This window comes from Acinetobacter sp. PK01 (assembly GCF_022819285.1).
Classification (GTDB): Bacteria; Pseudomonadota; Gammaproteobacteria; order Pseudomonadales; family Moraxellaceae; genus Acinetobacter; species Acinetobacter tandoii.
Window position 1 is genome coordinate 3,081,838 of sequence record NZ_CP094643.1, and the last position, 15,840, is coordinate 3,097,677.

Consider the following 15,840-nt stretch of genomic DNA (forward strand, 5'->3'; position numbering starts at 1 on the left):
AAACTGATGATTTTATTTTAGTAGTTCTTCCAAAAAGCGAGATGATAATGAATCAACCCGAATCGACCTCTCAAGCTGTACTTCCGACTTGGGTGGATTCTTCGCTGTTACAAGGGATGTTGCGTGGTATAGAACGTGAAAGTTTGCGTATGCAAAGTAATGGTTTTTTATCGCAGGCCGATCATCCTAAAGCTTTAGGATCGGCATTGACCCATCCGCATATCACCACCGATTATTCAGAAGCCTTGATGGAGTTTATTACCCCTCCACAAGACAGTATTGCCAAAACCTTGTCTTATTTGACCGATATTCATGCTGTGGTGCATCGTCACTTAGAGAACGAAGAAAAACTTTGGCCTTTGTCGATGCCATGCATGTTGGATAATGAGGAAGACAACATTCGTTTGGCACAATATGGCAGCTCCAATATTGGCCGTTTCAAGACGTTATACCGTCATGGTTTAGGCATTCGTTATGGTCGCCGTATGCAGACCATTTCTGGGGTACATTATAATTTATCCTTCCCAGACAGCTTATTTAGTGCATTACAACAACAAGAAACCGATCCTCATTTACGCCAACTCTCTGCACAAGATTACCGTAGCCATCGTTATTTTGGCTTAATTCGCAATTTCATTCGTTTAACGCCGTTGGTGATGTTTTTGCTGGGTGCGAGCCCATCCGTGTGTAAATGTTTTATGACGGGGCGTGAGCATCATTTGCTGCCGTTGTTAAAAGGGACGTTATATTTGCCTTATGCCACTGCTTTACGCATGGGGCGTTTTGGTTATCAGAATTCAGCGCAGAAGCAACTGGGCATTCACTATAATGACATTCAGGGCTATTTAGACGGTTTACAAAAAGCGGTCAAAACTCCGTATGCAGACTTTAGCCGTTTAGGGTTAAATGATGCGCAAGGTGAGCCAACCCAAATTAATGACCATGTCTTGCAAATTGAAAATGAGTACTACAGTCTAGTGCGACCAAAGCAGGTGCCTCAGGCAGGTGAAACGCCTTCGGAAGCTTTAGCGAATCGTGGTGTGGGTTATGTCGAGCTGCGTGCGGTGGATGTGAATCCATATAGTCCGATTGGGATTGATGAAAGCAGCGCTGGTTTTCTGGAAGTGTTGGCATTGTATTGTTTATTACAAGACAGTCCTGCGCTGTTAGATGCTGAGCAAGAACAGATTGAACAGAATCAAACTGAAGTGGTCAATCGGGGGCGTGCACCGAATGCACACATTGTGGAAGATGGACAGGATTACCAGATTGAAGCTTGGTGTCAAAAACATCTGGATGCGATGCAACCCTTCGCAGAATTGCTAGATCAAGCCAATACCACGCAGTTGTATGTTCAAGCTTTACAACTGATGCAACAACGTATTGATGAGGTTGATCATACCCTTTCAGCACAGGTGATCGCAGATACTTTGACCCATGGTGGAACGTGGAATTTTGGTAGCGTGATGGCTCAACAACATGCGGCAGTGTATGAACAGCATCAATTAAACCCTGAAACACAGGCCTATTTTGATGAACTGGCACAGACATCGCTACAACAGCAACAACAACTTGAACAAGATACTGACATCAGTTTTGACGAATATCTTGCACATTATCGATAAAAATTAAGAGGTTTGACCATGCAATGGAGTTTTCGCTTCGTGAGCGGGTTTTTAGTGATTGCCAGTATTGTGGGTATGGCGTTTGCGCTGTATCTCGAACATGTCCAAGGTTTGTCTCCATGCCCATTGTGCGTCTTTCAGCGAGTGGGTTTAATCGGGTTAGGTTTTATTTCCCTGATTGCATTGATTCATAATCCAAAGTCTACGGTGGGAAAACGCATTTATGCCTTACTCGGTAGCTTGTCTATTTTATGGTCGGCAGGTGTTGCAGCACGCCATGTTTGGTTACAGAATTTGCCGCCCGATCAGGTGCCGAGCTGTGGTCCAGGATTAAATTATCTGATTGATGCCTTGCCGCTGAAAAGCGTCTTGGCGCAAGTGCTGACGGGTTCAGGTGAGTGTGCAGTGATTGACTGGACCTTCTTGGGACAGTCTTTGCCTGTATGGTCATTGTTATTTTTCGTGGTATTGACCGTGGTGAGTCTGTGGCAATTGGTGCGCCGTTATCCAACTGCAGCGAAAGCGAAAAAATAATAGCGACTTTGTCCAATAGACATAAAAAAAGCCAACAGTTGTTGGCTTTTTTTATGTGGTATCAGGTCAGGGCAATGCCTTCAAAATCATCTAAACCAATCATATGTTCATGAGCATGCAGTTGGTGATGTTGTGCTTTTTCAGGATAGAACCAATGCACGATTTGTTCTGCGACACTGGAGTGATATTGAATTTCTAAATGATTCAGACCGTAAAAAATGGCTTTATGTGATTCGGGCAATTTCAATTGAAAACGCGGATTGGGATGTTCACCTAAGGCACTTTTTACACTGACCAAATAATCGCCAATCACTTTTAGGGTTTTGTTTTTACGGTGTTCGAATTCGAGTGTGCCCGCGACCAAATAGGTATTGATATGCGAAGGTAGGGGAGCAGGTTTACGGTTATCGTCAAAGAAACCAATCCGTGCTTCATTATGCTCCCAATCGTCATCGCGCACACTGCCATAACGTAAATCTAAAATGCCATTACTACGAATATTCACCAGATGCCCGACCAATTTCACAATCGGAAAACGCCCCAATTTTTCTTGAACTGCAAAACCAAACCGCTCCAGTACCGCACCATGATGTGGAGAGCCTAGACAAACTAAATTTTCGACCATGTGCAGCCATTGATGCATATTTTGTTTGCCATAGAACAAAGCACTGCGGGCAACCAGTCCACCCATACTATGTCCAATAATATCAATACTGGTAATGCGCGGGTTACGCTGAATCAGATCTTCTAAGGTATTGGCGAGGCTGCGTCCATTGGCTGAAATACGACGTCCTGTGTTGTAGTTTAAATACAACATGGTGTTGTGGTCCCGTTGTGCTAGCAGTTTTTCTCCAAAACCGCCATTATTACGGTTGGTCCAGTCAAGATGGTTCATACACAAACCATGCACAAAAAGGACTACCCGACCCGATAAATCTCCACGTTGGATTTCACCGTAGTGATCATAGAGCACCATCGGTAGTGCCATCGGATTATGATATTTCAGCAAATAGTCACCCAAGACGCCATTCACCGCACCGACTAAAAAATGCAGCGTCGGAGTAAGTGGTTTTTCATGTAGTTTTGGGTATTTTTCAATAATTTGGCGTAGGCCTGGCGCTAAAAAATAATGTCCATAATTTTCCAACAAACTCATGCTTAAGCGGTTAAACCGAGCAATTTGTGGTCGATTTTGCAAATTTTTGAATTCTTGTTCATCAAGACCAAAAATACTTGAGAAGATTTCCCGCTGAATAGTACGCATAAAATCTTGCACCACATTGTTAAGTGGCGTACTGAGTAATTGGGCTAGACCTTCCAGTAAGTCGGCTTGGCTGGGTGGCGTGCGGTCCCATTTACAATAAGTTTCATGCAGCGGTGTTAAACTCGGCATTTGTTGTTATCCTTGATGCTTTGTTTGTCTCATCTCAACGCTTTCATTTTGATTAAGATAGAGGTATAACTTTTTTCAGTTTTCATCATATCGAGTACCACTCGAATAATTTTAAAATACCGATGAATATCATGAAATAGGGCTTATTTTGTCTAACAATTCGAGGCTTTCGACGAATTTAGAATAATCCTGCGTCAGAAAGATGAAAAATGGATGACGAGAATAACCTACGTAACCAGAAAATATGAATATTATTTATATCCATGGCTTTCAAAGTAGTCCAAAATCAATCAAAGCACAGCAGTTACAACAGTATTGTGCGCAAGATGATGAATTGACTGTCCATGTGCCCGACTTAAATATGCCGCCTGAGCAAGCCCTGCAAGTGTTACAGGATTTGGTGCTGAACTATCCAGATGTCGCTTTGATCGGCAGTAGTCTGGGGGGCTTTTATGCGACACAATTGGTCGCAAGGCATGCTCTGCCCGCTGTTTTGATTAACCCCGCTATGCGACCATGGCAACTGTTCCGTGATTTATTTGGGCAACAACAGTTACCTTATCAGGTTCATCCTGAATGGATCTTAGATGAGGCACAATTGGACTATTTAGAACAGATTGCTGTGCCAAATGTTCAGCAAGCAGACAAAGTGTTGGTGTTATTACAACAAGGCGACGATGTTTTAGATTATCGTGAAGCGGAACGTTATTATGCGTCGCAGCAGCCTCGCGCATGGGTCATGACCGAAGCGCATGGCAACCATGCAATGGATGATTTTGCTGCTAAAATCCCCATGATTTTACAATTTTTTTCGTCTTCCAGATTATAAGGAAATCGTACAACGTGTCTCAATATACCGCTCAATCGCTTGAAGTTTTATCTGGTTTGGACCCTGTCCGTCGTCGTCCGGGGATGTATACCGATACGTCTCGTCCGAACCATTTGGCTCAGGAAGTCATTGATAATGCGGTGGACGAAGCACTGGCGGGACATGCCAATAAAATTACGGTAACGGTGTATAAAGATGGCTCTTTGGCTGTGGCCGATAATGGTCGTGGCATGCCCGTGGATATTCATCCTGAATATGGGCAAAGCGGGATTGAAATTATTCTGACCAAGCTACATGCAGGCGGAAAATTCAGTACCGATAACTATCAGTTTTCGGGGGGATTACATGGTGTGGGTATTTCTGTCGTGAACGCTTTATCGACCCGTGTAGAAGTAGAAGTACAGCGTCAGGGTAACCTCTACCAAATGGTATTTGAGCAGGGTGAACCTGTTGCACCTTTAAACGTTTTAGAGGGTAAAGCACCTAAACGGGCTACAGGAACTTTGGTACGTTTTTGGCCAGAAGCGAAATATTTCGATTCACCTAAATTTGCCCTAAAAGCACTCAAACATAATTTAAAAGCCAAGGCGGTTTTAGCGGCAGGGCTACAGATTATCTACGTTGATGAAATCAACGATGAGAAAATCGAATGGCAATTTGAAAATGGTCTGGTCGATTACTTAATGGACGAGCTGGAAGACCGTGAGATAGTGCCTGCACCTGCATTTGTCGCTACTGGAGATGCTGAACGCGCCAGTGCAGAATTTGCCATTTGCTGGAATGCAGAAGGTGGTGAGCAAATTCAAGAAAGTTACGTCAACCTGATTCCGACTGCGCAAGGCGGAACGCATGTCAATGGCTTGCGTTCAGGGGTCACGGATGCTTTACGTGAGTTCTGTGAGCTACGTAACTTATTGCCACGTAACTTGAAACTGTCTGCGGAAGATGTTTGGGATGGCGTCAACTATATTTTGTCGCTGAAATTCCAAGAACCACAATTTTCAGGACAAACCAAAGAGCGACTTTCCAGTCGTGAAGCTGCGGGTATTGTACAAAATATTGCCAAAGATGCTTTTGCATTGTGGTTGAACCAGCATTCTGAAATTGCCATGCAACTGGCAGAAATGGCGATTTCCAAAGCGGGTCGTCGTTTAAAAGCTGCCAAGAAAGTAGAGCGTAAGAAAATCGTGTCGGGACCTGCTTTGCCAGGGAAATTGGCGGATTGTGTCGGGCAAACCCGAGAAGATTCAGAACTGTTTATTGTGGAAGGTGATTCTGCGGGTGGTTCAGCCAAACAGGCACGTGATAAAAATTTCCAAGCCATCATGCCAATTCGCGGCAAGATTTTAAATACTTGGGAAGTCTCTTCTGATGAAGTATTGGCTTCCCAAGAAGTGCATGATATTGCGATCGCGATTGGGGTCGATCCAGGCAGTGATGATTTATCTGAACTGCGTTATGGCAAAATTTGTATTTTGGCGGATGCCGATTCGGATGGTTTACATATTGCCACGCTGTTGTGTGCGCTGTTTGTGAAGCATTTTCCAACTTTGGTGGAAGAAGGGCATTTATATGTAGCCATGCCACCGCTGTTCCGTATTGACGATGGTAAAGACGTGCATTATGCATTAGATGAAGATGAGCTTGAGTCGATTCTGAAAAAAGCCAAAACCAAGAATCCGCAAATAACCCGCTTTAAAGGCTTGGGTGAAATGAATGCCAGCCAATTACGTGAAACCACGATGGACCCGAATACCCGTCGTCTGGTGCAATTGGATTTAGACGATAGCCATTTCACTGCGAGCTTATTGGATAAATTGTTGGCCAAGAAGCGTTCAGGTGACCGTAAACATTGGTTAGAGCAAAAAGGCAATCTGGCAGATATTGCGGTCTGATGAGAAAGTATCCTTCACCTGATGATATTCAGGAAATGCGTAAAAATGGCTATGATCTGATCACAATTATAGAGGCTGAAGAACTCTTGCCACGCTGGCAAGAGTTAGAGCAAGTGAAACAAAAGATTTGTAGTGCTTTTGCTGGAGTCACCTTACAAGAGGGTGTTGGCTTATATCAGGCACAAGGGATAGATGATTATGCCAGCCAAGCACAGTGCTTGGCTTATCGTGCTAAAGATGAAAAATTAAATTGGAAAAATATTTCGATTGATGATTTGAATCGCTGTAACAGTAGCCTATCTTTTTTTGATGCTCAGGGTATGTTGTTTCATTTGCCTGCCTTTTTATTGGCAAGTTTAAATGATGAGTATCGATTTGACTTAATTTTTACGCTAACACAACTAGATCCTCATACGGACAGAAAATTTAGCTTATTCAACGCTGAGCAGCGCTCTGCTGTCAGATCTTATCTTTTATTCTTACTGGATGAACCAGATGAGGTTTATCACTATCCAGACATCTTGGAAGCTTTAGCGCAATATTGGCAAGGAGAGTAAAGCTATTTTTAAGAATCAAAAGCATTTCTTTATCAATAAATCCTATGATGGAAAGATGGACACATTTGCATCATTTTAGGTCGGCAAGCATTTTTTGTATGCAATGATGTATACAAGATTAACAAAATAAATTAAATTTTTAAAAATAAAATAATAAAAACAATATGTTATTCAATTGGCATGGAAATTGAATACTCAGGGCAGACATAACCAAAAACATAAAATGCTTGGAGAACTGAAGATGTTCCAACAAAAATTATTGACCAAGACCCTTTTGGCGGCAGCGATAGCAGGGAGTATGGCATTAACAGGTTGTTCAAAACCCGCAGAAAAAAGTGAACCAGCCACATCTGAAGCCAAAGCACCCGCAGCCAGTGGCGATACCATTAAAGTGGGAATTTTACATTCTTTGTCAGGCACTATGGCCATTTCCGAGACTTCGCTGAAAGATACGGCATTGATGGCGATTAATGAAATTAATGCTAACGGTGGGGTATTGGGGAAAAAATTAGAACCCGTGGTGGTTGACCCTGCTTCAGACTGGCCGCTGTTTGCAGAGAAAGCCCGTCAGTTAATGACTCAGGATAAAGTGGCGGTGATTTTTGGCTGTTGGACATCGGTATCGCGTAAATCTGTCTTGCCTGTGGTTGAAGAACTAAATGGTCTGTTGTTCTACCCCGTACAGTATGAGGGACAAGAGCAGTCGAAAAATATTTTCTATACAGGTGCAGCGCCGAATCAGCAAGCGATTCCAGCCGTGGAATACTTGATGAGTGAGGAGGGGGGCAAAGCGGAGCGCTTTGTATTGTTAGGCACCGATTATGTTTACCCACGTACCACCAACAAAATTTTACGTGCCTTCTTAAAGTCAAAAGGGATTGCCGACGCCGACATTATGGAAGAGTACACGCCATTTGGTCATAGCAACTATCAAACCATTGTAGGCAATATCAAGAAATTTGCCGCGGGCAAGAAAACCGCGGTCATTTCCACTATTAATGGTGACTCAAATGTGCCGTTCTACCGTGAATTGGGTAATCAGGGCATTAAAGCCTCGGATATTCCAGTCATGGCGTTCTCGGTGGGTGAAGAAGAACTACGCGGTATCGACACCAAACCATTGGTGGGTCATTTGGCGGCATGGAACTACTTCATGTCGGTGAAAAATCCGAAAAATACTGAATTCGTGAACAAGATGAAGCAGTATGCGGTGGAATACAAGTTGCCAAATGCAGATAAATTAGTGACCAATGACCCAATGGAAGCAACCTATGTCGGCATCAATATGTGGAAGCAGGCGGTAGAAAAAGCAGGTACAACCGACGTTGATAAAGTTCGGGATGCCATGGCAGGTCAAACCTTTGCTGCACCATCGGGCTACACCCTAAAAATGGATGAAAGCAATCATCATTTACATAAGCCTGTGATGATTGGTGAGATTCGTGGAGATGGGCAGTTTGATGTGGTGTATAAAACGGCCAGTACCATTAAAGCGGAGCCTTGGAGCCCGTACATTCCAAAATAATTCCCCTCAACCTGCTGTGATGGCAGCAGGTCTTTTCGTTTTATTTATCCCGATAACCGACCATTGGTCTTGTGAGGGGGAGTTTTTTCATGTCGATTAAGAGCTATTTTCTGGCGCTATTTTGCGCATGCCTACAAGTATTCTTCCATCCTGTTTGGGCCGAAACTTCTGTACAGGATGTACAACTGCAAGTTCAGCAGGCTGATCCGATTCAGCGTTTTGTTAAAGCTGATTTTGCTCAACGTCGTGCCATGTTAAACCAATGGCCTGCCAGTATTGAAAGCCTCGATCAGTTGGTGGCGTATATTGATCAAAATGAACTGTATCGAGATAGTGCAGGTCAAACTTATATCTTAAAAAATGATGAGAAGTTGTATCAATATCCTGCCATGCAAGAGCTGAGTACGTGGCCTGCCGATTTGTCTCAAGTTACTTTGGTGAATACGTTACGTAAAGCACTCAGTTTTGGGCAAGCCAAAATGAAATTGAAGTCGGATGAAACGAAACAACGTTTAGACGCCATTGATATTTTAGAAAATAATTTAGACGAACTTGATCCAGTCTGGATTCGTCAACTCTATCTGCAAGAACAAAACAATAAAGTCAAAGCACGTTTGCAACAGTTGAAAGCGCGTATGGATTTCAGCAGCCCTGATGCTTTGGTCAAGCTACAGGCTGTGCAGACTTTATCTGCATCGGATCGTCCCGATGTCTTAGCCGTGATTGAACAAGAACTCAGTCAAGCAAACTTAAATCCTGAACTTGAAGCAGCTTTGCAGGCTGCAAAGAGCAGTATTAAAACTCGATTACAAGCCAGTGAGTGGGCGGGGCATGTCTTTTCAGGACTCAGTACTGCCAGTATTTTGCTGTTGGCGGCGTTGGGTCTAGCCATTACTTATGGTCTGTTGGGCGTGATCAACATGGCGCATGGCGAGTTGATCATGATCGGTGCCTATACCACTTATGTGGTGCAAAGCCTCTTTAAAACCCATTTAGGTCAATATGTGGATTGGTACTTACTGGTCGCGATTCCCGCTGCCTTTTTGGTGAGTGCCTTAATTGGTATGTTGATTGAACGCACCGTGATTCGTCCCTTATATGGCAGACAACTGGAAACTTTGCTGGCGACCTTTGGGGTCAGCCTGATTTTAATGCAACTGGTGCGGATGATTTTTGGTGCACAAAATGTCGAAGTTTCCAATATTGCATGGCTTTCAGGTGGTATTTCCTTAACGCCAAGTTTAATGCTGCCGTATAACCGCATTGCCATCATTGTCTTTACCGTCGCAGTGCTCTTGCTGTTGGTCTATCTCCTGAATAAAACCCGCTTTGGTTTATTTGTCCGTGCTGTAACGCAAAACCGCCAGATGGCGCGTGCGGTCGGCATTCGTTCGGCACGCATTGATATGTTGGCCTTTGGTTTGGGTTCTGGTTTAGCTGGTTTAGCGGGCTGTGCCTTGGCGCAAGTGGGCAATGTCGGTCCTGATTTGGGGCAAAACTACATTATTGATGCCTTCTTGGTGGTTGTGGTTGGCGGTGTTGGACAAGTCTGGGGTGCTGTACTGGCCGCCTTGGGTCTAGGGATCAGTGGTACGGTCCTAGAAATTGGTTTAGGTGCAGTATTGGCCAAAATTCTTCTATTGGTGCTTGTGATTCTGTTTATTCAGAAACGTCCACAAGGCTTGTTTGCTCTGAAAGGGCGTTTTGTGGAGTAAACCAGATGAAAATTACAACTTTATTTGCGGAAAAGTCAGAGCGTACCTCGAACATCACAATCAAGTCCTATGGCACTTTGAGTATTGCAGTGTGTTTCGCAGTGATGCTAATTGTGCCGTGGTTACATCTATTACCCGTTGAATCGGCATTCTATCTTTCCGCTTATTGGGTCACCTTGATTGGCAAAATCATGTGTCTTGCACTCGTGGCATTGGCTTTAGATTTGGTTTGGGGCTATGCAGGCATTTTAAGCTTGGGGCATGGACTATATTTTGCCCTTGGCGGTTATGCGTTTGGTATGTATTTGATGCGTGAATCGGCGGGGTCAGAACTGCCCGATTTCATGCGTTTTCTTAGCTGGACTGAATTGCCGTGGTATTGGGTCGGCACGGAACATTTTCTGTGGGCTTTGATTTTGGTGGTGTTGGTTCCAGGTCTGATCGCATTCATTTTTGGCTTCTTTGCTTTCCGCTCCAAAATCAAAGGCGTGTACTTCTCCATCATCACCCAAGCCATGACGTTTGCGGCCGCATTGTTGTTTTTCCGCAATGAAACAGGCTTCGGTGGCAACAATGGTTTTACAGGCTTTAAAACCATTTTGGGCATGGACATTACCTCGGCATCCATGCGAGCCACCCTGTGCTTTTTAACGGCATTGGTGTTGCTGCTGTGTTATTTAGGTCTACGTTACTTAATGAATCAACCTTATGGTCGTGTGCTCGGGGCGATCCGTGACAGCGAGAACCGCTTGCAATATTTGGGCTACCGTACTCTCTGGTACAAGCTCTCGGCATGGGTCTTGTCTGCGGTCATTGCGGGTATCGCGGGGGCCCTTTATGTCCCGCAAGCAGGCATTATTAATCCAAGTGAAATGAACCCTGTGAACTCCATTGAAATGGCAGTCTGGGTGGCAGCGGGTGGACGTGGCACTTTAATCGGTCCAATTCTGGGAGCCGGTTTGATTAATGCTGTGAAAACTTATTTCACTGTGGCTTATCCAGAAGCGTGGCTACTGATTTTGGGCGGTTTATTTATTGTGGTGACTTTATTCCTACCCAAAGGGGTGATTGGTCTGTTTGACCGTTTTAAAAAGGAGCATGATGCATGAGCGAAATCATTCAGCCACATGGTGGACATGCTTCAGAGGGCTATGGGCGACCAAAAGAACAAGGTGCCGATTTTAGCCACGGGATCGCCCTGTATTTAGAAAAAGTCAGTGTCTGGTTTGATTCTTTTCGGGCCCTCAATGATTTGTCGCTATATATCGAACAAGGTGAGTTACGCTGCATTATTGGTCCGAATGGAGCAGGTAAAACCACATTGATGGATGTGATTACAGGCAAAACCCGTCCTACAGAAGGTTCAGCTTTTTTTGGACAAACCTATGATTTGGCCAAAATGAGTACCGAACAAATTGCCGAGTCAGGCATTGGGCGTAAATTCCAGAAACCCACCGTATTTGAAAACTTTACTGTACTGGAAAATTTACTATTGGCTGCACTCAAAGATAAACGGGTTAAAAAAAGCTTTTTCAGAAAATTGGATGCAGAGGTGCAGATCGCACTGGATCAAACCCTTGAACAGATTCGTTTAAAAGAATTCATTAAGAAACCAGCGGGTTTGTTGTCTCATGGTCAAAAGCAATGGCTGGAAATTGGCATGTTGCTGATGCAGCGCCCAAAACTGATTCTACTGGATGAACCTGTGGCAGGTATGACGGATGCGGAAACAGAGCGAACTGCGGAACTGTGTCTGGAATTAAAAAAAGAGCACACCTTGGTGGTGGTTGAACATGATATGAGTTTTATTGACACCATCAGTGAAAAAGTCACGGTACTGGCACAGGGTGCAATTCTGGCAGAGGGCACGCTGGCAGAAGTCCAAGCTAATGAAGACGTGATTGAAAAATATTTGGGGCGTTAAGGAGCAGCACATGTTAGAGGTGAATGCAGTAAACCAATATTATGGCGGTAGCCACATTTTACGTGATGTGTCGTTCCAAGCGCCGATAGGAGAATGTTCGGTGGTGTTAGGACGCAATGGTGTCGGTAAAACCACCTTACTGAAATGTCTGATGGGGATTTTGCCGATTAAGTCGGGACAGATTGTATTGGATGGCAAAGACATTTCGAAACTGAGTCCTGAACAGCGAGTACGAGCGGGTTTAGCTTATGTCCCACAAGGACGGGATATTTTTTCAACTTTAACCGTAGAAGAAAATATTTTAATTGGCATGGCGAAGTTCTCTGGTGCCAAAACCAAAAAAGTACCTGAATATCTGTATGAAATTTTTCCTATACTTCATGAAATGAAGCATCGCCGTGGAGGGGATTTATCGGGTGGACAGCAGCAGCAGTTGGCAATTGCCCGTGCACTGGCTTCTGAACCCAAAGTGTTAATTTTGGATGAACCGACAGAGGGCATTCAGCCCTCCATTATTAAAGATATTGGCCGCGTGATTCGTAAGCTGGCGGATGGAGGCGATATGGCCATCATCTTGGTGGAACAGTTTTATGACTTTGCTGAAGAACTGGCAGATGGCTATACCGTGATGGCACGTGGTCAAGTGATTGCACAGGGACGAGGTGTAGAAATGCCTGACAAAGGCATTAAAGATTTAGTGGCGATTTAAACAGGAAAGCCTCTGATGAGGCTTTTCTTACTTGGTTTCTACTTTCAAATACGTGCCATTGGCCGAAACATTATGCCCAAAGCCACAGCTCGATGTATTTTGTTGTTCTTCCACCACAATTTGTTGGCCCTGCTGCGGGTGTGAGGCAAAGGTTAAATCAATCTGACAATCTTCATAATGGTATACAGCATGTTTCTGATTTAAAGGCATTTCTACATCAAAATTGCCGAGGTTTGGTCCATAAATTAGACCGCGTAAACCGAAGTAATAGCCTTCAAATTCAATTTGATAATCATTTTTTAGTTGCTTTACGGTGATGGTGTCCCATTGCCCAAAGCCATTTTTTGCCACATAAGTTCCTACCAATGATGTTGATTGTTGCATTTTGGGCAATTGGGACAAATTAAACTGGCTCATTTTAGAATCGGGGTTACGTAGAAACCATGCCCGTGCCCAAAGGGGTTTGCCCAGTTTGGCATACGTCAGCCCGACATTATTGTTGGCGATTTCGATATCACGATCTGTGACATTAACACCACTCTCTTCGGCATTGATCCGGCAAAAGTGAGACCAAGCTGCCTGATCTTCAAATTGGGTTAGAGCTTTGGCATATTGTTTTTGATCGTAATATTGCTTACCTAGACGCGCATATTGTTTTAGTTTGCCACAGCCTTGCTGTAATTGTTGTGTGTAGTCCAATTCAGCAGCTTGAGTGTTTGAAAATGAAAGCAGGAGGCTCATGGTACAGCCAAGTGTTAAAATTTTGAGAATATTCATTGTTATTCAAGTAGAAGAATAGAGTCAGGTTTATTCTACGGTAAATCGCATTAATTGAAATCTCCCGATGTTTGTAGAGGCATGGTCAGACTCAATACAACCAAATCAAAGCCTTTGATTTTTAAGTTACAAACTACTGTTGAATTGACACATTTTAGCGAGTGTTTTGCAGTACAAATCGAGCTAAGCTAATTTCAATAAGTATAAGAAGGAGCTCATCATGGACGCGTTTCTTTTTAGCATAGCCCCGAATGATTTAGAAAACTTGATGCTTGATGCCTACAGCATGAAGGATATAGAACATGCCCCAAACTTACAGCAACAAATCGATTTGGGGAAACTATGGCCTGTGTTAGATCAGGTGTTAAGTCAACACAGTTCAGCAAGTTTGAGTTTGCATGATTTAATTTATGCTGAATATCCCATTTCAGAACATCCAAAACTAAAACCCGTCGCACGTTATAATCCTGCGGTCCATGTCATGGAATTAACACAGGCACTCGAACAAATCAGCACAGAAGATTTGCAAAAATATTGTCGGCAACACCGTCCTACGTCTGATGTCGCTCAGTTATTAGGGGATAACACGGCTGAGTTGGATCAAGCTGAATTGACCTTATTGTTGACCCAATTAAAAAGCTTTTATCGCAATGCCATGCAACAAAATCACGCTGTTATTAGTCTCATTGCAGAGAATTTACGTCCAAAACGCTTAATTTAAACGATGGAACTTTTCATTTAGCCATAAAAAAAGCAAGACAGATATCTTGCTTTTTTAGCGTTAATTAAATGCTTAGAAATGGTATTTAATTAAAGCACTGACATTATTTTCGTCTTTACCTTTAATACTGTATTTGTTATTCCATACTGACCATTCAGTACCAAGGTATAAACGTGTATTTGGAGAAATGTGTTTACCTACATTCCATTTCCATTGTGTCGTCCAGTTCATTTCGCTTGCATGACCATCTTCTTCAGCAGTAGACCAGTCTAAGAAGCCATCAACCAAGAAGTCTTCTGAACCGACTTTAAATGGCACGCCATATACCAAAGTCATTTGGTAATCGTCAGGTGTGTTTTTGTAGTTGTCTACTTTGTAAAGGTTAACTTGCGCATATTGGAAATATGGAATCGCTAAATCTACACCAATACCATATAAGTAGTTATTGAAGCCTTCGCCACCTTCCCACGTGGTTGCAACCAATACATCTTTAATTGGCCCAAGCTCAAGTTTTTGACCAGAGACAGCACCGAGGCTCAAACGCGGTGAAACTTCGAAATAAGTTTCGTTGCCACTCACATCGTTATTGGTGCGGTCAGCAAAAGCAAAAAAATCACCATATTTTAACTTTGCTGTATATTCAAAAGTTACCGTACTTTGCTCGTCTTCACGTGCAATCAGTTGGTAATCTTCACCATATAAACCTGTGATACTAAAATCTTGCCAGATTGGCGCAGCTTGAGTAAAAGTTGCTGCAGTAGCCAATGCACATGTTGCCGCAATTTGAGTCAGTTTCATTAAAAAATATCTCCCCCGAGAAAGCGTATAAAGGATACAGATTCTTTAGCAAAAATAAAGCCAAATTTGACCAATAATTTAAAAAATTAGCCATTGAAAAATAGCTTTTAAAAAGATAGTCAATGTTATTGAAAACATTGATCATTTTCCCAATCGGTGTATGTTTTATTGGTTTTTTTAGGCAGTGAAAATATGATTTAAATTTACTGGCTATTTATTCATCAATATAAAAATGATATGCAACAAATATTTGCACCGATTTTGTGATAAATAATTAACCGAGTGGTCAATTATGGGGAGTTTTGAATCACTATAAAAATATATAAGATTAAGATTATTTTTTAGCAGTTTAAGAGAATGGGGGTGTTCATCAACATCAAGGTTTCTTTATTGATTATGCAATAAAACTTATGAATGCACAGTCATCTCGGCAAATACCGTGTCACACAATCTGTTGATAATAAGTTCTTAACTTATACTCAAGCTCGTTTTCTTCAAAGTTTTTACCATTCGCTACAAATTGCACTGCGACACAGGTTTAATGCGACGATGTAGGGTGAATAATTTGACCGTAATAGCCAATTAAATTGTGGCAATAGGGCGCAGTGCGTATGGAGTTGATGAGTTCTTAACCATGCAAGTAAGGAGTTGTCATAATTGGTTATCCTTTTGCTATTTTTTTTAAAATAGCACTTGCATATTTTTGAGTTAAGCCCGATATTCAAAGGACAAGGACACGATTCTGCAGACTCAAAAGTGTTCATCATTTCAATGAGGAGATGAGTTCCAAAATTGATTAAAGATGTTCGAATGCTGTGTAAACAGCAAGTTACAAGCG

General features: G+C 42.8%; 14 protein-coding genes. 11 read left to right on the forward strand and 3 right to left on the reverse strand.

Features of this window, described 5'->3' with window-relative positions:
- The first annotated feature begins 47 nt into the window (after positions 1 to 47).
- Positions 48 to 1,625: a glutamate--cysteine ligase gene (gene gshA, locus MP622_RS14560; RefSeq protein ID WP_243791554.1), complete on the forward strand. Its 1,578-nt coding sequence runs from the start codon at positions 48 to 50 to the stop codon at positions 1,623 to 1,625.
- Positions 1,626 to 1,643: 18 nt separating this feature from the next.
- Positions 1,644 to 2,159, forward strand: a complete 516-nt coding sequence (locus MP622_RS14565) for a disulfide bond formation protein B (protein WP_104441324.1) — start codon at positions 1,644 to 1,646, stop codon at positions 2,157 to 2,159.
- A 61-nt stretch (positions 2,160 to 2,220) separates the two neighbouring features.
- Here the strand turns inward: MP622_RS14565 and MP622_RS14570 are convergent, their stop codons facing one another.
- Positions 2,221 to 3,552 (reverse strand): GPI inositol-deacylase, encoded by a 1,332-nt coding sequence (locus tag MP622_RS14570; RefSeq protein WP_243791556.1) that lies wholly within the window; start codon positions 3,550 to 3,552, stop codon positions 2,221 to 2,223.
- Between the two features lie 244 nt (positions 3,553 to 3,796).
- On the opposite strand from MP622_RS14570, the gene MP622_RS14575 reads away from it, so the two are divergent.
- The 8 genes from MP622_RS14575 to urtE all read left to right on the forward strand — a co-directional run bounded on the left by MP622_RS14575 (position 3,797) and on the right by urtE (position 12,706).
- Positions 3,797 to 4,381, forward strand: a complete 585-nt coding sequence (locus tag MP622_RS14575) for a YqiA/YcfP family alpha/beta fold hydrolase (protein WP_016168871.1) — start codon at positions 3,797 to 3,799, stop codon at positions 4,379 to 4,381.
- A gap of 14 nt (positions 4,382 to 4,395) precedes the next feature.
- The gene (gene parE / locus MP622_RS14580; protein WP_243791557.1) at positions 4,396 to 6,276 is read left to right on the forward strand and encodes a DNA topoisomerase IV subunit B; all 1,881 of its coding nucleotides are present in this window, start codon (positions 4,396 to 4,398) and stop codon (positions 6,274 to 6,276) included.
- Positions 6,276 to 6,833 carry a DUF6714 family protein gene (locus MP622_RS14585; protein ID WP_052662051.1) on the forward strand — a complete coding sequence of 186 codons (558 nt, stop codon included), beginning with the start codon at positions 6,276 to 6,278 and terminating at the stop codon, positions 6,831 to 6,833. Before parE ends, MP622_RS14585 begins: the two co-directional genes overlap by 1 nt.
- A 241-nt stretch (positions 6,834 to 7,074) precedes the next feature.
- A complete protein-coding gene (gene urtA, locus MP622_RS14590; protein ID WP_243791559.1) occupies positions 7,075 to 8,358 on the forward strand; it encodes an urea ABC transporter substrate-binding protein in 1,284 nt (427 codons plus the stop codon).
- Between the two features lie 89 nt (positions 8,359 to 8,447).
- Positions 8,448 to 10,073 carry an urea ABC transporter permease subunit UrtB gene (urtB, locus tag MP622_RS14595; RefSeq protein WP_243791561.1) on the forward strand — a complete coding sequence of 542 codons (1,626 nt, stop codon included), beginning with the start codon at positions 8,448 to 8,450 and terminating at the stop codon, positions 10,071 to 10,073.
- 5 nt (positions 10,074 to 10,078) lie between these two features.
- Positions 10,079 to 11,182, forward strand: a complete 1,104-nt coding sequence (urtC, locus tag MP622_RS14600) for an urea ABC transporter permease subunit UrtC (RefSeq protein ID WP_243791563.1) — start codon at positions 10,079 to 10,081, stop codon at positions 11,180 to 11,182.
- Complete coding sequence (urtD, locus tag MP622_RS14605) at positions 11,179 to 11,997, forward strand: urea ABC transporter ATP-binding protein UrtD (protein ID WP_243791579.1); 819 nt, start codon at positions 11,179 to 11,181, stop codon at positions 11,995 to 11,997. The genes urtC and urtD overlap by 4 nt, the downstream gene beginning before the upstream one ends.
- Before the next feature lie 10 nt (positions 11,998 to 12,007).
- A complete protein-coding gene (urtE, locus tag MP622_RS14610; protein WP_243791581.1) occupies positions 12,008 to 12,706 on the forward strand; it encodes an urea ABC transporter ATP-binding subunit UrtE in 699 nt (232 codons plus the stop codon).
- 27 nt (positions 12,707 to 12,733) lie between these two features.
- On the opposite strand, the gene MP622_RS14615 is transcribed toward urtE, so the two are convergent.
- The gene (locus MP622_RS14615; RefSeq protein ID WP_243793554.1) at positions 12,734 to 13,477 is read right to left on the reverse strand and encodes a hypothetical protein; all 744 of its coding nucleotides are present in this window, start codon (positions 13,475 to 13,477) and stop codon (positions 12,734 to 12,736) included.
- A gap of 226 nt (positions 13,478 to 13,703) precedes the next feature.
- Here MP622_RS14615 and MP622_RS14620 point away from each other — a divergent pair, with 226 nt between their 5' ends.
- The gene (locus tag MP622_RS14620) at positions 13,704 to 14,204 is read left to right on the forward strand and encodes a DUF1877 family protein (RefSeq protein ID WP_044738865.1); all 501 of its coding nucleotides are present in this window, start codon (positions 13,704 to 13,706) and stop codon (positions 14,202 to 14,204) included.
- A gap of 72 nt (positions 14,205 to 14,276) precedes the next feature.
- On the opposite strand, the gene MP622_RS14625 is transcribed toward MP622_RS14620, so the two are convergent.
- The gene (locus tag MP622_RS14625) at positions 14,277 to 15,002 is read right to left on the reverse strand and encodes an outer membrane protein OmpK (protein WP_243791583.1); all 726 of its coding nucleotides are present in this window, start codon (positions 15,000 to 15,002) and stop codon (positions 14,277 to 14,279) included.
- Positions 15,003 to 15,840 lie beyond the last annotated feature (838 nt).

What these genes read in the sequence shown, in the direction of transcription:
- gshA (WP_243791554.1), top strand. Translation starts at nt 48, where the DNA reads ATGAATCAACCCGAATCGACCTCTCAAGCTGTACTTCCGACTTGGGTG.
- MP622_RS14565 (WP_104441324.1), top strand. Translation starts at nt 1,644, where the DNA reads ATGCAATGGAGTTTTCGCTTCGTGAGCGGGTTTTTAGTGATTGCCAGT.
- MP622_RS14570 (WP_243791556.1), bottom strand. Translation starts at nt 3,552, where the DNA reads ATGCCGAGTTTAACACCGCTGCATGAAACTTATTGTAAATGGGACCGC.
- MP622_RS14575 (WP_016168871.1), top strand. Translation starts at nt 3,797, where the DNA reads ATGAATATTATTTATATCCATGGCTTTCAAAGTAGTCCAAAATCAATC.
- MP622_RS14585 (WP_052662051.1), top strand. Translation starts at nt 6,276, where the DNA reads ATGAGAAAGTATCCTTCACCTGATGATATTCAGGAAATGCGTAAAAAT.
- urtA (WP_243791559.1), top strand. Translation starts at nt 7,075, where the DNA reads ATGTTCCAACAAAAATTATTGACCAAGACCCTTTTGGCGGCAGCGATA.
- urtB (WP_243791561.1), top strand. Translation starts at nt 8,448, where the DNA reads ATGTCGATTAAGAGCTATTTTCTGGCGCTATTTTGCGCATGCCTACAA.
- urtC (WP_243791563.1), top strand. Translation starts at nt 10,079, where the DNA reads ATGAAAATTACAACTTTATTTGCGGAAAAGTCAGAGCGTACCTCGAAC.
- urtD (WP_243791579.1), top strand. Translation starts at nt 11,179, where the DNA reads ATGAGCGAAATCATTCAGCCACATGGTGGACATGCTTCAGAGGGCTAT.
- urtE (WP_243791581.1), top strand. Translation starts at nt 12,008, where the DNA reads ATGTTAGAGGTGAATGCAGTAAACCAATATTATGGCGGTAGCCACATT.
- MP622_RS14620 (WP_044738865.1), top strand. Translation starts at nt 13,704, where the DNA reads ATGGACGCGTTTCTTTTTAGCATAGCCCCGAATGATTTAGAAAACTTG.
- MP622_RS14625 (WP_243791583.1), bottom strand. Translation starts at nt 15,002, where the DNA reads ATGAAACTGACTCAAATTGCGGCAACATGTGCATTGGCTACTGCAGCA.